The following is a 15145-nucleotide window of genomic DNA, read 5'->3' as shown; positions in this document are numbered from 1 at the left end:
TTGCTAGGAGAAAGACCGCTGTGCCCACGCGTAGTGCCGTCTGAGCCCCTCCTCGAGGGTGACGCGCGCGGACCACCCGAGATCCTCCCGAATCCGATCGGTGCTGCCGCCCGTGCGGAAGACGTCTCCGGCGACCCCCGGATAGCGGTCGACCTTGAGCGGCCGACCTGAGATCTCGTTGATGAGATCGATGACCTCGAGCATCGAGACGTTGCTGCCGCCGGCGACGTTGTAGACGCTTCCTGGTGCGGAGTCGCCGAGCCCAGCGCGGACGTTGGCCTCGACGACGTCGTCCACGAAAGTGAAGTCGCGGACTTGCTCACCCGTGCCGTAGAGCGAGATCGACTCGCCCAGCCAGGCGGCGCGGACAAAGCGGGTGAACGCCATGTCCGTGCGCTGTCCCGGCCCGTATACCGTGAAGTACCGCAGGGAGACCGTCGGTATACCGAAGTTCACGCCGTACAGACTGACGAGGTGTTCCGCGGCGAGCTTCGTAACCCCATACGGGCTGATCGGTTGCGGCCGATCGGTCTCCTCGGTCGGGTAGCGCTCGGCGTTGCCGTACACCGACGAGGAGGACGCATAGACGAACTTCTTGACGGTCCCGAGTACCTTGGCAGCCTCGAGGAGGCGCTGAGTGGCGAGGATATTCGCCGACGTGTAGACGGAGAACTCGTCGCCCCACGAACTGCGGACGCCCGGCTGGCCCGCCTGGTGGAAGACGACATCAACTCCCGCGAGGACCTGGGTCAGGTCGACCTCGTTGATGTCCTGCTCGTAGAACGTGAAGGCATCCCGACCGATGGAGTCGAGATTCGCGTTCTTGATGGCGGGGTCGTAGTAGTCCGTGATCGAATCGATGCCGACGACTCCATGGCCGTCCGACAGCAGGCGCTTCGCCAAAGTGCTCCCCACGAAGCCCGCGATACCTGTTACAAGTGCCTTCACTCGTGGCCACCTTTCTCGTCTCCCCAATCCTATGAGGACCGTGTCGACGAGCTATCCACTTCAAGGAGGTGAGCGCGCCGGAAAAGCGTTCGAGATCCCTGCGCCTTTCGACGGCGATACACATTCTTCCTCAGGGCCGGAGTCGCCGACATGCTCTACGGATCGCAGCTGAGAATATTACTGACGTCAAGGGCGTCTGGCCGGAAATGGTTTCGGCGAATCTCGCGTCACAACGGGGAATCGTCAGATCACCGAGAAGAGATAGGCGTATGCCGCCAGCAGGCCGAGATTCGCGAGGCCAGCGATCGGCGTCAACAGCCCCACAGACCCGCGACGCAGAATGACGCTCACGATCGCCAGGACCAAACCGAGCACCGCCCCCGCTGTGCTCAGCGCCAGCGTGCTGGTCAGGGGGATCGTCTCGACGAAGACCGCCCACAGGTGCACCACCACGATCAGCTGGATGCCGATTGATGCCAGCGCGGCGAGCAGCGAGAGGGTTCCGAGGACTCGGGGGGCGGACTTCACGGGCCGAGCCTACCGGAGCGCTGTTCTGCGGCCGGAATCGGGCGGGCGGGTGGGAAGACGAAGAAGTGGTAGAGCGCGAAGCGGAGAAGGGTGACGAACGCGATGGATACGAGATTGACGATGTTCAGCCCCACAGGTCCTGCCTCCCCGTAGATTGCCTCCAGCGCACGCTCTCCGATCCAGACGCCCCCGGCGCCGGCGCCGGTGCACAGCGCGTTCACGAGGAGGAAACGCACCATCTGCCGACCGGCTCCGGTGCGCGAACGGGAACGGAACGCCCACTCCCTGTTGCCGAAGTACGCGTTGACGAGGGCGATGAGTGACGCGAGCACCTTGGCCGCGACCGGGCCGAGACCCGCGATCATCAGCAGATTGAACGCCGCGATCTCGATCGCGGTGCTGACCGCTCCAACGATAAGGAAGCGCAGGGACAGAGCACCCGCGCGACGAAGATTCCTGGTGCGCCCCACGAGTGTCATACGCTACAGGTTCGGGGGAGATGCCGGGTGAAATCAGCCCGAGGAGAAGTAGGGATGCCAGGGTGCACGCGCAAGACCATGTCGCGGTCGTGATACCGGCCTTCAACGAGGCCGAGGCGCTGCCGATCTTCCTGGCGGAGATCCGGACCTCCTTCGAGGCGGCGGGGCGGACCGTGTCACTGATCGTCGTGGACGACGCTTCGACGGACCACACCGTCGAGGCGGGCTCCGCCTTCGCCGAGGTCGTGCGTTCGCCCGTCAATCGTGGGCACGGCCCCACGGCCTTGTCCGCGTACGCCGAGGGCCTGCGAAGCGGCGCCGGTGTCATCGTTCATGTCGACGGCGACGGGCAGTTCTACGGTGACGACATCGTTCGCGTCGCCGTCGCCCTGGACCGGTCGGACTCCGACGTCGTCCACGGGGTTCGCCGCGGACGCACGGACCCCTGGTTCCGCCGATGCCTGAGCGCGCTCGTCCGCTTCGCCGTTCTTCTTCTGTGCGGCCGTTCCGTCCCCGACGTGAACACCCCGCTACGCGCGTACCACCCCGACACGCTCACGCGCCTCGTCGACGGCGTGCCCTCGGACGCCCTCGTCCCACATGTGCACTTCTCGATCGCGGAAGCACGCAAGAGCCTCCGGGTCCGCTATGTGGCCGTCGAGAGCATCCCCCGCCGCGGGACGGTGGTCCAGGGCACGATGTGGGGAACCGGGCGATCCCGCGTGATGCTCCCGCCCCGTCGTCTCGTACGATTCGCGGGTCGCGCGCTCGCGGAACTCTGGCGCATCGACATCGCCCGTGCGCGACGGTCGCCGCGCCCCGTTGCGACCGTGCGCGGCTGATCATGCGCCTGCTGATCGCGGCCACCGGGCTGGGGATGTGCTCGGTCGTGGTTCTTCTGGCGACGCTGTCGCCCACTCCTATCGACCAGGGCTACGAATCCGCGATCGAACGGGTGCTCTCGGTTCTCCATCGCAACGGCATCCCCGAATGGTTCGGGTATCGCTGGTTCGAGTTCTCCGCGAACGTCGCGATGTTCGTCCCCCTCGGGTTCTTCCTCGCGCTCGTGTTCCCGACACGCTTCCTGTGGCTGGCGCTGCCGCTGATCCCGGCGCTGTCGGGAACCCTGGAGATCGTGCAGTACTTCGTCCTTCCCGCACGCTTTGCGACCGTCAACGACGTCATCGCGAACTCCCTCGGTGGTTGGATCGGCGTCGCCGTCGCCGGGGCGGTCGTCGTCGCCGTCCACGTCCGCGACCGACGCGTCATCCGCACCTGGCGGGAGAAGAACGTCATCGGGGTGCGGGAGCCGCTCTCGTGAACCGATTCCTTTCCCGCGCCGGCCTTGCCGCCGCGGCATCCGCTCTCCTCGTCAGCGCTCTCGCGTACCTTCCGATGATCGTCAGCGGCCACCTGACCCGCGACTCCGGCGTCTTCCTCTACACGGGGATGGTGGTCTCGCGGGGCGGCATGCCCTACGTCGATTCGTGGGATCACAAGGGTCCTCTGCTGGCGGCGATCGAGGCTGTTGCGTGGAAGCTCGGCGGAGGGATCGTGGGCGCTCCGATGCTCGAGGGCGTCGCGCTGTTCCTCGGTCTCGCCGTCGCAGGGGTGCTCTGGTCCCGGATGATCGGCTACGCGGCCGCGCCGGCTGTCCTCGTCGCCGGTGTCACCTATCTCGGGGTGTTCGAGGGAGGCAACTTCACCGAGACCTGGCTCTTCCCCCTTCAGCTCGTGGCATACTCGGCCGCTGCTCACCTGGGACTGCGATCCGGACGGGAAGCGTCCGTCCGTGCGACCGCGTCCGTCGGACTGGTGCTCGGCCTCGCGCTTGCCATCGGGCTGTTCACGCGCATGAACAACATCGTGGGACTCGTGCTCGTCGTGGCCGTCGGCGCCGTCTACCTCCGCCGTCGGCTGCTGTTCCTCGCCGCAGTGAGCGCCGTCGTCGTCGCCGTGGGGGTGGGTCTGGTCCTGTGGCTCTGGATGGGCAACGCTCTCCGGGCCGGCATTGACCAGTACGTGCGGTACAACCTGTTCTACTCGGGCGGGACGACTGCCTCTGACCGCTTGGCCGCGTTCGGCACCCTCGCGCAGCTGCTCGTTTCCGGTGCCGTCGTGGTAGCCGTTCTCGTGCTCGCGGGAGCCTGGCTCGCTCGCAGGCGGAGAGAGGATGCCGCCGACGGCACGCCGACGCTCGTCGCGGCGGTGTTCTTCGCGGTGGGGGGACTGGACGCGCTATCCCAGATGGTGTCCGGCCGGCCCTATCCGCATTACCTCGTCGTCGCGATCGCCGGATTCGCCGTCGCGGGGGTCGTCCTCGCGTCGCGTCTTCTTCCGCTCCCCCCGTTGTCGACCGTTCCGTCCGAGCGGCTGCGAAGCCTCCCCCCGATGATCGTCGCGGGGGGAGCGGTCTTGCTGGTCCTCGCCGGCTCGTCGGCGAGCGCGCTGCAGTGGGCACGGATCGCGATCGGATCCGGAGTGTTCGTCGCGGGCTCCTACCAGGCGCAGCTCGTCGACAGGGTCGTCGCCGAGACGAACCCGAATGACCGGGTGCTGGTGCACGGAGCCGAGACGTGGATCCTCGCGGCATCCGAACGTCTCTCACCCACCTCGATCACCTACTCGCTTCCCGTCGAACAAGGGTACGGCGGGCTCCCCGCTCAGTACCTCTCCGACGTGACGTCCTTCCCCCCGGCGCTCATCGTCGAGTCGCCCGAATCATGCGGAATCTCGATCGAGTGCCCGTACGGTGAGGCGAACTTCGAGGGACTTGCTCCCTTCGTCGCATCGTCGTACCGACTCGAGGGCGACATCGTGGGGTTCCGATTCTGGCGCCGAAACGTGGGATGACCCGGACCCCTGGGCTTCCCGCGTTCCGGAAGCTCAGCGCGAGAGGGCGATGCGCGCTGCGGATCCGAGGTAGTCGGCCACGCGGTCTGCTGCCGGGGCCAGCTCCACGAACGAGCGCTCGTACGTCTCATCCGAGCGACGGTAGGGGTCGACGACGTCGAATTCCTCTGGGCTTGCCGGTGGCTCCACCGTGCCACGAAGTGCGGCGGCTAGACCGACTGCGGCGCGCATCCCATCGGCAGCGGTGGTCGCACCGGAGTCGATCACGGCCTGTTCCAGGCGAGGTTCCACGAACTCAGCGATCCGTGCCAGCTCGCGCAGGGTGAAGGTGCGGCGCATGGCGGCCGGGATCGATTCGACGATCAACCGGCGATGTTCGCGCGCCATGGCGACGATGAGGTCTGCGCCGCGGATCATGTCGTTGTCGATCTGGCGTGCGCGATGGGCCGACGCATCGATTCCACGAGATGCGGCGAGCCGCTGCGCCTGATCTGGTACGCCGCTCCCCACGAGAGCCCCGGTGCCGGCGCTCTCGATGCGTACGTCGCCCAGAGGGCCGAGGGATCGAGCGAGCAGGAGCTCCGCGACCGGAGAGCGGCAGATGTTGCCGGTGCAGACCGAGAGGACAGAGAACATCACTTCTCGGAGGACCTGTCTCGACGCGACCGACGCTCGCCCTTGCCCCCCGTCGCAGGCTCCTCAGGGGCGCTGTAGGAGTAGGCCCCGTACCCGTAGCTGTCCGGCCCCTTGGAGGGCAGCATCGTCACGATGACGCCGAAGAGTCGGCTGCCGATCGCCTGCAGTTTCTCGACAGCAGCGGTGAGCTGGGGCTTCTTCGTCGTGCCGGAGGCGGCGACCATCAAGACGCCGCTGGTGAACCGCGAGATGACCGCAGCGTCGGTGACCAGCAGGAGGGGAGGAGCGTCGACGAGGACGTAGTCGAACGCGTCGGCGAGAGCGGCCAGGGTGCGCTGCATCGCCTGGCTTCCCAGCAACTCCGACGGGTTGGGGGGTGTCCGACCGGATGGCAGCACGAACAGTTTTCCCGTGCCCCACTGCTGGAGCACGTCCACCAGTTCCGCGCGTCCGATGAGGACGTCTGTGAGGCCGACGCCTCCCTCGATGCCCATGTAGTCAGCGACGCGCGGCAGGCGAAGATCGCCGTCCACGAGGACGACGCGGGCACCTGTCTCGGCGAGAGCGATGGCCAGGTTGGCCGTCGTCGTGGACTTTCCTTCGCCCGGTCCGGCGCTCGACACGACGAACGAGCGCGAGGTGCCGTCCACATCGATGAACTGAAGGTTGGTGCGCAAGCTGCGGAACGACTCGGCGCGAGGGTTGCGAGGGTCGGCATGCACGATGAGGGGACGCTTCTTGGCGTCCGGGTCGAGGGCAATCCCACCGAGCACCGGAGATTCGGTCGCGGCTTCGATGTCGTGCAGCGAGTGGATGCGCGTGTCGAGCACGGAGCGGAGGATGGCGATGCCCAAGCCCAGCGCGAGGCCGAGCAACACACCCAGCGCGACGTTCAGCGCGACATGCGGTGACGACGGCGACGTGGGGACGAGAGCGGGCGCGATCGTTTCGACACGGACGAGGCTGGCTGCCTCGCCTTCCGGCTTCTCGAGTCGGTTCACGACAACATCGGCGAAATTCGAACCGACGGAATTGGCGATGGCGGCGGCCGTTTCTGCATCTGTATCCGAAACGCGAATCGAGATGATGACGGAATTCGTGGGAGAAGATGCTTCGATCGAGCTCGCGAGCTGCTGGGCGGTGCGATTCAGGTTCAGGTCGTCGATGACGCGGTCGAGAACAACGGCACTGTCGACGACGTCCACGAAGCTGACGACAGCCTGCCGGGCGAAGTTGGTGCCCTGCGCGAGTTCGCTCACTCCGGAGCTGTCCGATCGGACGGAGACGTACAACTGCGTGTTCGCCTCATACGTCGGTGTCTGGAGAAGCGAATAGCCAAAGGCTCCCGCACCGCCGAGAACCGTCAACGCAAGGATGAGAATCCAGTTGCGGTGAAGGATTCGAAGATAGTCGCGCAGTTCCAAGCCTCGTCCATTCGCCTATCGGTAGATGAGCGGGTGCCCGGCTGGATCACGCAGATTCTCGGGTTATTGTTTCCCAAGGCGATCCGCGCCCTCACGGCGCCCCCTCGACTACCCTACGACATTCCAAGAACGGCACCGGAAATGGTGCCCAGGAGACGCCATGACCGACCTGCGAACCCTGCTATGGCCAAACGCGGAACCCGGCGCAGTTCAGACGCATGGTGAAAGTCCGTCGACGGGATCAGAAACGATTCGGGCTCTGGTGGGACCGTCTACCCATGAAACTGTTCGCCCGGTTCCGAAAGACAACCTCCGCGACCTTGTGGGCGATGCGTCTGCGGAGCCGGCGACGGCGCCACCAGACCTTTCCGTTCTTCTCGGCCCGGCCGAACGACACGACTCGAGTGCAACAGCGGCGCCCGCGCTCTCTGCACTCGTCGGGGCTGCGGAATCTCGAGACGCCGCGGTCGAGAGTAAGGACCTGTCCGCACTCGTGGGCGCACCGACGCGACAGGTTGTCGACAGCGAGGGCTGGCGAGCCCCCGAACTCGCCCAGGTGGGTGCCCGCCCCCTCTTCGGAGGCCGCCGGAAGGCGGGGGCGGTCAACTACTTGAGTGTCGCAGCGGCGACCCTCGCCGTGGTGGCGCTGGTGGTGACAACGTCGTTCGCCTTCATCCAGCGGGCGACGGCCAACCCCGCCGACGACGCGATGATCAGCTTGAGGGAACGCGAAGCCGAATTGGCGAACGAGACGAAGGTGCTCCAGACGGCGGCGGATCTCTTCGACAGTTCTGTCGAAGAGGCGGCTTCGCTCGCAGACGCGAGTGCTCCGGTCCTGGCGGGACTCAGCGGGCGCGTCGATGGTTCGGTTCTCGGTTCCGTCGAAAGCGCCCGCGGCGCCCTGGCTGCTGCGGCCGCCTCCGCAGTGACGATCTCCGTGCCCGCTTATCAGCGTGCCCAGATCGACGAGAAGGACCTCGCCGATGTGGGCAAAGCCATCGACAACGTGCGGCTTTCGCGCGACGAACTCCCGGCGCTGATCACCGATGCTCGGGAAGCGCGCTCGACGATCGTCTCTGCCATCTCGGGCTACCGGGCGCAACTGCGGTCCTTGGGCACGGCGATCGAGTCGGAGGCCTCCAAGCTCGTCGCCGAGAACGACTCGGCGGGCTCGAGTTTCCAGACAGCGGTCACAGATACTGCCGCGCGGGTGGTGACGGCGCAGCGGGCCGGCGGGGACGGCCTCGCGGAGATGCCGGCGTACGCCGCGGCCGTGGATGCGCTGCGCGCCGAGAACGCGCGCATCGTCGCCCTCGAAGAGGCGGAGCGAGAGAACTCGCCCAGCCGGCCGACCGCTCCCATCGGGGGAACCGGCAACGGCGGCGACACGGGCTCCGATTCCTCCGATTCCGGATCGCCCGCGCCGCAACCCTCTCAGCCGGCTCCTCCCCCGGACCCCGAACCGTCACCGGAGCCTTCGCAGCCGGAGCCGACGCCCGACCCCGAGCCGACGGTACCGTCCGTTCCGAATCCCGACCCCACCGCCCCGATCGAAGGTGGCACCACATGACGTCGCACCCCGACGATCAGACGCGTCGCCGCCGACGTCAGGAGTCGGCGGAGCCGGTCGCACCCGGTCCGGGCAGGATCGTCGGAACGATCGCAGGGTGGACGCTCGGCGTCCTCGCCTTCGCCGCATGCGCAGTCGGTGCGGTGGCGCTGGCGTTCATGCAGCAAGCGGGCGTCGTGCGCACCGACCTCCTCGGCGCGCAGACCAAGCTGTCCTTCGTTCCGCAGATCGTGGCCAACCGAGACATCAACGGGCTGAACCAGGTCTCCGGTGAAGTGCTCCAGATGACGGAACGCGCGGATGCCGGCTCCTCGGGCCCCCTGTGGGACCTGGCGTCGTCTATCCCTCTCGTGAAGGACAACACCCAGGCGGTCCAGGAACTCACGGCGATGACGCGCGACCTCACCGGCCGCGCCCTGCCGCCGACGGTCGCCCTGCTGTCGGCATCCGACTTCTCTTCTCTCGCCGTCGAGGGCGGGGGTATCAATCTCGAGCCGTTCCGCCAGGCGGAAGGCGCTCTTCCGGAGATCACGAGCGCCTTCACGGATGCCAAGGTCGTCACGGACGGTATCGACCGAACGAACTTGCTCCCGATCGTCACGGAGCCGCTCGACCAGGTGGCGCAGATCGTCGATCAGGCGGCTCCCTCGCTCACCCTGGTCCAGAAGTACCTTCCGTCTCTGCTCGCAGCGGCGGGCGGGGATGGTCCGAAGACGTACCTGGTGGTGTTCCAGAACAACGCCGAGATCCGCGCCACCGGCGGCAACCCGGCTGCCTCCAGCGTGATGGTCGTCGACAACGGGCGAATCGAGCTCAAAGAGCAGTCCGATTCCATGGCCTTCTACGCAGCGGGTCAGGCGGGGCGTTCCGTGCTCGACCTTCCGGAAAGCACTCTGGCCCTCTACCCCGACACGTTCACGCGTTACTCGCAGGACTACACCTTCACCCCCGACTTCCCCACGACGGCGCGACTGTTCGAGTCGTTGTGGAAGCGAACCGACGGTTCGCAGTTCGACGGCGTCATGTCGATCGACCCGGTCGTGCTCGCGCACATGCTCGAGGTGCTCGGGCCGGTCGATCTGCCGACGGGCGAGCAGATCACCTCGGAGAACGCCGTCAAGCTCCTCCTGAGCGACGCCTATCAGCGCTTCGGGGATGCCGGTGACAACGGGCGTTCGTCCGACGAGTTCTTCGCGATGGTGTCGTCCACCGTTTTCTCGCGCCTCGCGGGAGGTCAGTGGAACCCCATCGCCATGTTCGATCAGTTGACGCGGAGCGCGCAGGAACAACGCATCAATCTCTGGTTCACGGACGAGCAGGCCCAGGCTCTCGTGACGGAGGTGGGACTCGATGGTGGGCTGCGGCCTGACAATACGACCTCGACCCAGCTCGGGATCTACCTCAACGATTTCTCGATCGGGAAGCTTGAGTACCACCTGACCACCGACATCTCGGCCACGTGCAACGCGGCCGATCGCACGGTGAACGTTTCGATGAACATGCACAACGGCATCACCGATGACATCACCAACGCCTACACCCTCGGGTTCCGGAACAGTGACTACGGGCTCCCGAAGACCACGATGATGCTCAACGCGCTCTTCTTCGCCCCTCCGGGGGCGACGATCACCGCGATGGACCCGGGTGACGGCGACATCCCGTCGCTCTCTCGCAGCGGCATCGAAGACAACAACACGGGCGAGAGCCGGATGGTCACGCTCGGTCAGAATGAGAACCGGACGATCTCGTACACGGTGCAGTTGCCGGCGGGACCGCTGGGTCCGCTCGACCTGCGTCACACGCCGACGGCAAATGACACCCCCGTGACGATCGACGCGTCGTGTGACCCCTTCCTTGCAGGATTTGCGGGCTGATCCACGAGGTCACTTCGCTTCGGCAACCCCTTCCCTTCCCCTCCGCGCCCGCCCGACAATGAACCGCAACCCGTCGGCATCCCCGCCGGCACCGGTCCTGAAGGGAGACGCGCATGGGCGTGGACGACATCATCAATAAGGGCAAGAAGCTGCTCGATGAGAATCGCGACAAGATCGAAGAGGCGCTGAAGAGCGAGAAAGCTGAAGAAGTCAGCGACAAGATCCTCGACGGCGCGGCGGATGCCATCAAGAAGGTCGTTCCGGCGGAGCAGCACGCGAAGGTCGACGAGGTGCGTCAGAACGTCGACAAGCACATCGGCAACGCCTGACCCGGAGCCACACGAAGCGGCGCCGCCCGGGGACGGGCGGTGCCGCTTCGTCGTCGTCAGCCGAGTGGTGAGGAGAGCCGGTCGAGCGGCCAGACGATCGAGAAGACGGTCCCGATGACCTGATCGCGCGGGACGAAGCGCGCGCATCCGTCGATCGACGTCGTGCCGCGGCACTTCACCACCGAATCCGACGAACTCGCCCGGTTGTCGCCCATGACGAGATAGGAGCCGTCGGGGACGGTGACGGGGCCGAAGCACCGCGACGACGCCGGGACGCTGTCGCAATCCAGCTGCCCGGGGGCGAATGCGAGGTCGTTGCGGACGTAGTCCTCGTCGAGCGCGGTCCCGTTCACTTCGACCCGGCCATCCGCCGTGCAGCACTGCACAGTCGTCCCGGGCTCGCCGATGACCCGTTTCACGAGCGCATCGAGATTGCTCGGACCGAAGCCCACGAGATCTCCGACCCAGCCCACCGCCCGACGGAGCGGGCTCGGCGCCGTGGCATCCGTCTCCCATGCCTCGGGGCGAGAGAACACCACGATGTCGCCCTGGCGAGGATCCGAACCGATGAGGGTGATCCGGTCGGCGAGGATGCGGTCACCCGCCTCGAGCGTCGGCGACATCGATTCGGACGGTACCTGGAACGGCTTGACGACGAACGCCTGCAGGAGAGAGAGCGCCAGCAGTGCGGCCACGAGATGCAGGATGGGGGAGCGGCGTACGCGCTGCCACCGGGTGCGCATCCTGGACGCGTCGGGATCACGGGCGCTCATGTGCCTGCCGCCAATCGGGTTCTCCGGCCGCACGGACGTCCGCGCGCGCCAACATGGTAGGCAGGAAGCGAACTCGTCGACGGCCGGGTGGCGACGCTCTCACGAGCGGTTCACCCCCATAGGAAGCACCGCAGGCACCGGCGGCCGGGCGAGCGATGCTGAGGATATGCCGCGCGCGACACGCCCGGGTTTGCGACACGCCCGACGGGTCCGTAGACTAGTCCAGTTCCACATTCCGGCGTGCGCTCGGCGCGCGCCAGGATCACTGTCAGGGCAGTGCACAGGCGGCGCGTGAGCGCAGGGTCCTGGGCCGCGGGCAGCAGAACACCACACCGAACCCCCTCTTCCTTCACGGGATTCGCGCGCGTGCGTGCGAGGGGCGGGCCGGATGCCATGGCATCCGGTTTGACAGCTGAACAGCGGTGCAGCATCTCTCGCGTGAGCGAGGGGAAGTGCCAGGGTGCGTCAGCACCACCGTGCGTCCAATGCCCCAGGTCGGGTAAGACGCGAGAAAGAGAGAGAGCAGACAATGGCGGGACAGAAGATCCGCATTCGCCTGAAGTCGTACGACCACGCCGGGCTCGACTCGTCGGCGCGCAAGATCGTCGACACCGTGACCCGTGCCGGCGCCACCGTGGTGGGCCCGGTTCCCCTGCCGACCGAGAAGAACGTCGTGTGCGTCATCCGGTCGCCCCACAAGTACAAGGACAGCCGCGAGCACTTCGAGATGCGCACCCACAAGCGCCTCATCGACATCATCGACCCGACGCCCAAGGCCGTCGACTCGCTGATGCGCCTCGACCTCCCGGCCGATGTCAACATCGAGATCAAGCTCTGAGGTTCGACATGGCTGACATCAACTCCAAGATCTCCAAGGGCCTCCTCGGCACCAAGCTCGGCATGACCCAGGTGTGGGACGAGAACGGCAAGCTCGTTCCCGTCACCGTCATCGAGGTCGCTCCGAACGTCGTGACCCAGCTCCGCTCGGTCGAGAAGGACGGCTACAACGCCGTGCAGATCGGCTACGGCCAGATCGACCCCCGCAAGGTGAACAAGCCCCTCACGGCCCACTTCGAGGCCGCGGGCGTCACCCCCCGCCGCCACCTCACCGAGGTTCGTACCGCGGATGCCGCGGACTACTCGCTCGGTCAGGAGCTCACGGTCGACGGCCTCTTCGAGGCCGGCCAGCTGGTCGACGTCGTCGGCACCAGCAAGGGCAAGGGCACCGCGGGTGTCATGAAGCGCCACAACTTCAAGGGTGTGTCCGCTTCGCACGGTGCGCACCGCAACCACCGCAAGCCCGGCTCGATCGGCGCCTCGTCGACCCCGAGCCGCGTGTTCAAGGGCATGCGCATGGCCGGCCGTATGGGCGGCGAGCGCGTGACCGTCCTCAACCTCACGGTGCACGCCGTCGACGCCGAGAAGGGTCTGATGCTCGTCAAGGGCGCCGTCCCCGGTGCTCGTGGCCGCATCGTCTACGTCCGCAACGCAGTGAAGGGTGCCTGATCTCATGGCTGACTCGACTCTCGCGCTCGACGTCCTGAAGGTCGACGGCAAGAAGGCCGGCTCCGTGGAGCTGCCCGCCGACATCTTCGACGTCAAGACGAACATCCCCCTCATCCACCAGGTCGTCGTGGCGCAGCGCGCCGCGGCTCGCCAGGGCACGCACTCGACCAAGCGTCGTGGCGAGGTCTCGGGTGCCGGCCGCAAGCCCTTCAAGCAGAAGGGCACCGGTAACGCCCGTCAAGGCTCGATCCGCGCGCCGCACATGACCGGTGGTGGCATCGTCCACGGCCCCAAGCCGCGCGACTACGGCCAGCGCACCCCCAAGAAGATGATCGCCGCCGCCCTCCTGGGTGCGCTCAGCGACCGTGCTCGTGGCCAGCGCCTGCACATCGTCGACAGCTTCGGCATCGAGGGTGCGCCCTCGACCAAGGCTGCCGCCGCGGTGCTGACCGGCCTCGGTGCCGTCAAGAACGTTCTCGTGGTCATCGACCGCGACGACGAGCTGACGATCAAGAGCGTGCGCAACCTCGCGTACGTCCACGTGCTGACCTTCGGCCAGCTGAACGCCTACGACGTGCTCGTCTCCGACGACATCGTCTTCACCAAGGCCGCCTACGACGCCTTCGTCGCGTCGAAGTCGGGCGCCACCGAGGAGGTCTCGGCATGACCGCCGTCAACAAGGACCCGCGCGACATCATCCTGAAGCCGGTCGTCTCCGAGAAGAGCTACTCGCTCATCGACGAGGGCAAGTACACCTTCCTGGTGGACCCCCGTTCGTCGAAGACCGAGATCAAGCTCGCGATCGAGAAGATCTTCGGCGTCAAGGTCGCTTCGGTGAACACGCTGAACCGCGCGGGCAAGGCCCGTCGGACCCGCTTCGGCATCGGCAAGCGCAAGGACACCAAGCGTGCGATCGTCACGCTGAAGTCCGGCACCATCGACATCTTCACGTCTGTCGGCTGACGGTCGGGATAGAGGACAACAACAATGGCTATTCGCAAGTACAAGCCCACGACCCCCGGTCGCCGCGGCTCGTCGGTGGCCGACTTCGCCGAGATCACCCGATCGACGCCTGAGAAGTCGCTGCTGCGCCCGCTGTCGAAGACCGGTGGCCGCAACAACCAGGGCCGCATCACCACGCGTCACATCGGTGGTGGCCACAAGCGTCAGTACCGTCTGATCGACTTCCGTCGTAACGACAAGGACGGCATCGACGCCAAGGTCGCGCACATCGAGTACGACCCCAACCGCACCGCGCGCATCGCCCTGCTGCACTACGCAGACGGCGAGAAGCGCTACATCCTCGCTCCGGCGAAGCTGTCGCAGGGTGACGTCGTCGAGTCGGGTGCCGGCGCTGACATCAAGCCCGGCAACAACCTGCCGCTGCGCAACATCCCCACCGGTACCGTGATCCACGCGATCGAGCTCCGTCCCGGTGGCGGTGCGAAGATGGCCCGTTCGGCCGGCGCCTCGGTGCGTCTGGTCGCGAAGGACGGCCCCTACGCGCAGCTGCGTCTGCCCTCCGGCGAGATCCGCAACGTCGACGTGCGCTGCCGCGCGACGATCGGCGAGGTCGGCAACGCCGAGCAGTCGAACATCAACTGGGGCAAGGCCGGCCGCATGCGCTGGAAGGGCGTCCGCCCGACCGTGCGTGGTGTCGCCATGAACCCGGTCGACCACCCGCACGGTGGTGGTGAGGGTAAGACCTCCGGTGGTCGTCACCCTGTTTCGCCGTGGGGCAAGGCCGAGGGCCGCACCCGTCACGCGAACAAGGAGAGCGACAAGCTCATCGTCCGCCGTCGTACCGCCGGCAAGAAGCGCAAGTAGGAGTAGAGGAAGATGCCTCGCAGCCTTAAGAAGGGCCCCTTCGTCGACGAGCACCTGCTTCGCAAGGTCGTCTCGCAGAACGAAGCCGGTTCGAAGAACGTCATCAAGACCTGGTCGCGCCGTTCGATGATCATCCCCGCCATGCTGGGACACACCATCGCCGTGCACGACGGTCGCAAGCACATCCCCGTGTTCGTGACCGAGACCATGGTCGGCCACAAGCTGGGCGAGTTCTCGCCCACCCGCACCTTCCGCGGCCACGTGAAGGACGACAAGAAGGGCCGCCGCCGCTGACGCGGGGGCGCAAGAGGAGAGAGAAATGGTGGAGTCCATCGCACGCGTGCGACACATCCGCGTGACCCCTCAGAAGGCTCGTCGTGTCGTCGCTCTCATCAAGG

At 66.5% G+C, this 15145-nt stretch carries 18 protein-coding genes and 1 pseudogene; 13 read left to right on the top strand and 6 right to left on the bottom strand.

The annotated features are described in order from the left end of the window. Positions 1-3: 3 nt before the first annotated feature. The 3 genes from P2P98_RS05440 to P2P98_RS05430 all read right to left on the bottom strand — a co-directional run bounded on the left by P2P98_RS05440 (position 4) and on the right by P2P98_RS05430 (position 1955). Positions 4-948, bottom strand: a complete 945-nt coding sequence (locus tag P2P98_RS05440) for an NAD-dependent epimerase/dehydratase family protein (protein ID WP_275797931.1) — start codon at positions 946-948, stop codon at positions 4-6. Between the two features lie 243 nt (positions 949-1191). Further along, positions 1192-1476, bottom strand: coding sequence for a hypothetical protein (locus tag P2P98_RS05435; protein ID WP_275797929.1), 285 nt, complete (start codon positions 1474-1476; stop codon positions 1192-1194). Next, entirely contained in the window at positions 1473-1955 is a 483-nt protein-coding gene (locus P2P98_RS05430; RefSeq protein ID WP_275797928.1) for a GtrA family protein, read from the bottom strand. The genes P2P98_RS05435 and P2P98_RS05430 overlap by 4 nt, the downstream gene beginning before the upstream one ends. A 62-nt stretch (positions 1956-2017) precedes the next feature. Between P2P98_RS05430 and P2P98_RS05425 the strand changes: the two genes are divergently transcribed. From P2P98_RS05425 to P2P98_RS05415, 3 genes are read left to right on the top strand one after another with little or no spacing between them, the layout of a single operon-like run. After that, positions 2018-2797, top strand: a complete 780-nt coding sequence (locus P2P98_RS05425) for a glycosyltransferase family 2 protein (RefSeq protein ID WP_058614741.1) — start codon at positions 2018-2020, stop codon at positions 2795-2797. Between the two features lie 2 nt (positions 2798-2799). Then, a complete protein-coding gene (locus P2P98_RS05420) occupies positions 2800-3276 on the top strand; it encodes a VanZ family protein (protein ID WP_275797926.1) in 477 nt (158 codons plus the stop codon). Further along, the gene (locus tag P2P98_RS05415) at positions 3273-4808 is read left to right on the top strand and encodes a hypothetical protein (RefSeq protein ID WP_275797924.1); all 1536 of its coding nucleotides are present in this window, start codon (positions 3273-3275) and stop codon (positions 4806-4808) included. Before P2P98_RS05420 ends, P2P98_RS05415 begins: the two co-directional genes overlap by 4 nt. Before the next feature lie 33 nt (positions 4809-4841). On the opposite strand, the gene P2P98_RS05410 is transcribed toward P2P98_RS05415, so the two are convergent. Both P2P98_RS05410 and P2P98_RS05405 read right to left on the bottom strand, forming a co-directional pair. Next, the gene (locus P2P98_RS05410; protein WP_275797922.1) at positions 4842-5444 is read right to left on the bottom strand and encodes a low molecular weight phosphatase family protein; all 603 of its coding nucleotides are present in this window, start codon (positions 5442-5444) and stop codon (positions 4842-4844) included. Next, a complete protein-coding gene (locus P2P98_RS05405) occupies positions 5444-6868 on the bottom strand; it encodes a polysaccharide biosynthesis tyrosine autokinase (RefSeq protein WP_058614737.1) in 1425 nt (474 codons plus the stop codon). Before P2P98_RS05405 ends, P2P98_RS05410 begins: the two co-directional genes overlap by 1 nt. Before the next feature lie 493 nt (positions 6869-7361). Here P2P98_RS05405 and P2P98_RS05400 point away from each other — a divergent pair, with 493 nt between their 5' ends. The 3 genes from P2P98_RS05400 to P2P98_RS05390 all read left to right on the top strand — a co-directional run bounded on the left by P2P98_RS05400 (position 7362) and on the right by P2P98_RS05390 (position 10641). Further along, positions 7362-8438, top strand: coding sequence for a hypothetical protein (locus P2P98_RS05400; RefSeq protein WP_275797920.1), 1077 nt, complete (start codon positions 7362-7364; stop codon positions 8436-8438). Beyond that, positions 8435-10312: a DUF4012 domain-containing protein gene (locus P2P98_RS05395; protein WP_275797918.1), complete on the top strand. Its 1878-nt coding sequence runs from the start codon at positions 8435-8437 to the stop codon at positions 10310-10312. Before P2P98_RS05400 ends, P2P98_RS05395 begins: the two co-directional genes overlap by 4 nt. Before the next feature lie 113 nt (positions 10313-10425). Beyond that, complete coding sequence (locus tag P2P98_RS05390; RefSeq protein ID WP_275797916.1) at positions 10426-10641, top strand: hypothetical protein; 216 nt, start codon at positions 10426-10428, stop codon at positions 10639-10641. Between the two features lie 56 nt (positions 10642-10697). On the opposite strand, the gene lepB is transcribed toward P2P98_RS05390, so the two are convergent. Beyond that, the gene (lepB, locus tag P2P98_RS05385; RefSeq protein ID WP_275797914.1) at positions 10698-11384 is read right to left on the bottom strand and encodes a signal peptidase I; all 687 of its coding nucleotides are present in this window, start codon (positions 11382-11384) and stop codon (positions 10698-10700) included. A gap of 559 nt (positions 11385-11943) precedes the next feature. Here lepB and rpsJ point away from each other — a divergent pair. The 7 genes and pseudogenes from rpsJ to P2P98_RS05350 form a co-directional block, all read left to right on the top strand. Beyond that, positions 11944-12252, top strand: a complete 309-nt coding sequence (gene rpsJ, locus P2P98_RS05380) for a 30S ribosomal protein S10 (RefSeq protein ID WP_013584016.1) — start codon at positions 11944-11946, stop codon at positions 12250-12252. Between the two features lie 8 nt (positions 12253-12260). Beyond that, positions 12261-12920, top strand: coding sequence for a 50S ribosomal protein L3 (gene rplC, locus P2P98_RS05375; RefSeq protein ID WP_058596247.1), 660 nt, complete (start codon positions 12261-12263; stop codon positions 12918-12920). A 4-nt stretch (positions 12921-12924) separates the two neighbouring features. Next, positions 12925-13587: a 50S ribosomal protein L4 gene (rplD, locus tag P2P98_RS05370; RefSeq protein ID WP_058596246.1), complete on the top strand. Its 663-nt coding sequence runs from the start codon at positions 12925-12927 to the stop codon at positions 13585-13587. Then, a complete protein-coding gene (rplW, locus tag P2P98_RS05365; RefSeq protein ID WP_058596245.1) occupies positions 13584-13883 on the top strand; it encodes a 50S ribosomal protein L23 in 300 nt (99 codons plus the stop codon). The genes rplD and rplW overlap by 4 nt, the downstream gene beginning before the upstream one ends. 24 nt (positions 13884-13907) lie before the next feature. After that, the gene (gene rplB / locus P2P98_RS05360) at positions 13908-14747 is read left to right on the top strand and encodes a 50S ribosomal protein L2 (RefSeq protein WP_013584012.1); all 840 of its coding nucleotides are present in this window, start codon (positions 13908-13910) and stop codon (positions 14745-14747) included. 12 nt (positions 14748-14759) lie between these two features. Next, on the top strand, positions 14760-15041 hold the full coding sequence (gene rpsS, locus P2P98_RS05355) for a 30S ribosomal protein S19 (protein WP_013584011.1): 282 nt from the start codon (positions 14760-14762) through the stop codon (positions 15039-15041). A gap of 25 nt (positions 15042-15066) precedes the next feature. Beyond that, positions 15067-15145 (top strand): annotated as a pseudogene (locus tag P2P98_RS05350) (50S ribosomal protein L22); the annotation flags it as partial.

The organism is Microbacterium sp. Kw_RZR3 (genome assembly GCF_029222405.1).
Lineage (GTDB): Bacteria > Actinomycetota > Actinomycetes > Actinomycetales > Microbacteriaceae > Microbacterium.
The sequence above is the reverse complement of the archived record's forward strand: the minus strand, read 5'-3'. Positions and strand labels throughout refer to the sequence as shown.

What these genes read in the sequence shown, in the direction of transcription:
- rplB (WP_013584012.1), top strand. Translation starts at nt 13,908, where the DNA reads ATGGCTATTCGCAAGTACAAGCCCACGACCCCCGGTCGCCGCGGCTCG.
- rplC (WP_058596247.1), top strand. Translation starts at nt 12,261, where the DNA reads ATGGCTGACATCAACTCCAAGATCTCCAAGGGCCTCCTCGGCACCAAG.
- rplD (WP_058596246.1), top strand. Translation starts at nt 12,925, where the DNA reads ATGGCTGACTCGACTCTCGCGCTCGACGTCCTGAAGGTCGACGGCAAG.
- rpsS (WP_013584011.1), top strand. Translation starts at nt 14,760, where the DNA reads ATGCCTCGCAGCCTTAAGAAGGGCCCCTTCGTCGACGAGCACCTGCTT.
- P2P98_RS05390 (WP_275797916.1), top strand. Translation starts at nt 10,426, where the DNA reads ATGGGCGTGGACGACATCATCAATAAGGGCAAGAAGCTGCTCGATGAG.
- P2P98_RS05420 (WP_275797926.1), top strand. Translation starts at nt 2,800, where the DNA reads ATGCGCCTGCTGATCGCGGCCACCGGGCTGGGGATGTGCTCGGTCGTG.
- lepB (WP_275797914.1), bottom strand. Translation starts at nt 11,384, where the DNA reads ATGCGCACCCGGTGGCAGCGCGTACGCCGCTCCCCCATCCTGCATCTC.
- P2P98_RS05430 (WP_275797928.1), bottom strand. Translation starts at nt 1,955, where the DNA reads ATGACACTCGTGGGGCGCACCAGGAATCTTCGTCGCGCGGGTGCTCTG.
- P2P98_RS05395 (WP_275797918.1), top strand. Translation starts at nt 8,435, where the DNA reads ATGACGTCGCACCCCGACGATCAGACGCGTCGCCGCCGACGTCAGGAG.
- rplW (WP_058596245.1), top strand. Translation starts at nt 13,584, where the DNA reads ATGACCGCCGTCAACAAGGACCCGCGCGACATCATCCTGAAGCCGGTC.
- rpsJ (WP_013584016.1), top strand. Translation starts at nt 11,944, where the DNA reads ATGGCGGGACAGAAGATCCGCATTCGCCTGAAGTCGTACGACCACGCC.
- P2P98_RS05410 (WP_275797922.1), bottom strand. Translation starts at nt 5,444, where the DNA reads ATGTTCTCTGTCCTCTCGGTCTGCACCGGCAACATCTGCCGCTCTCCG.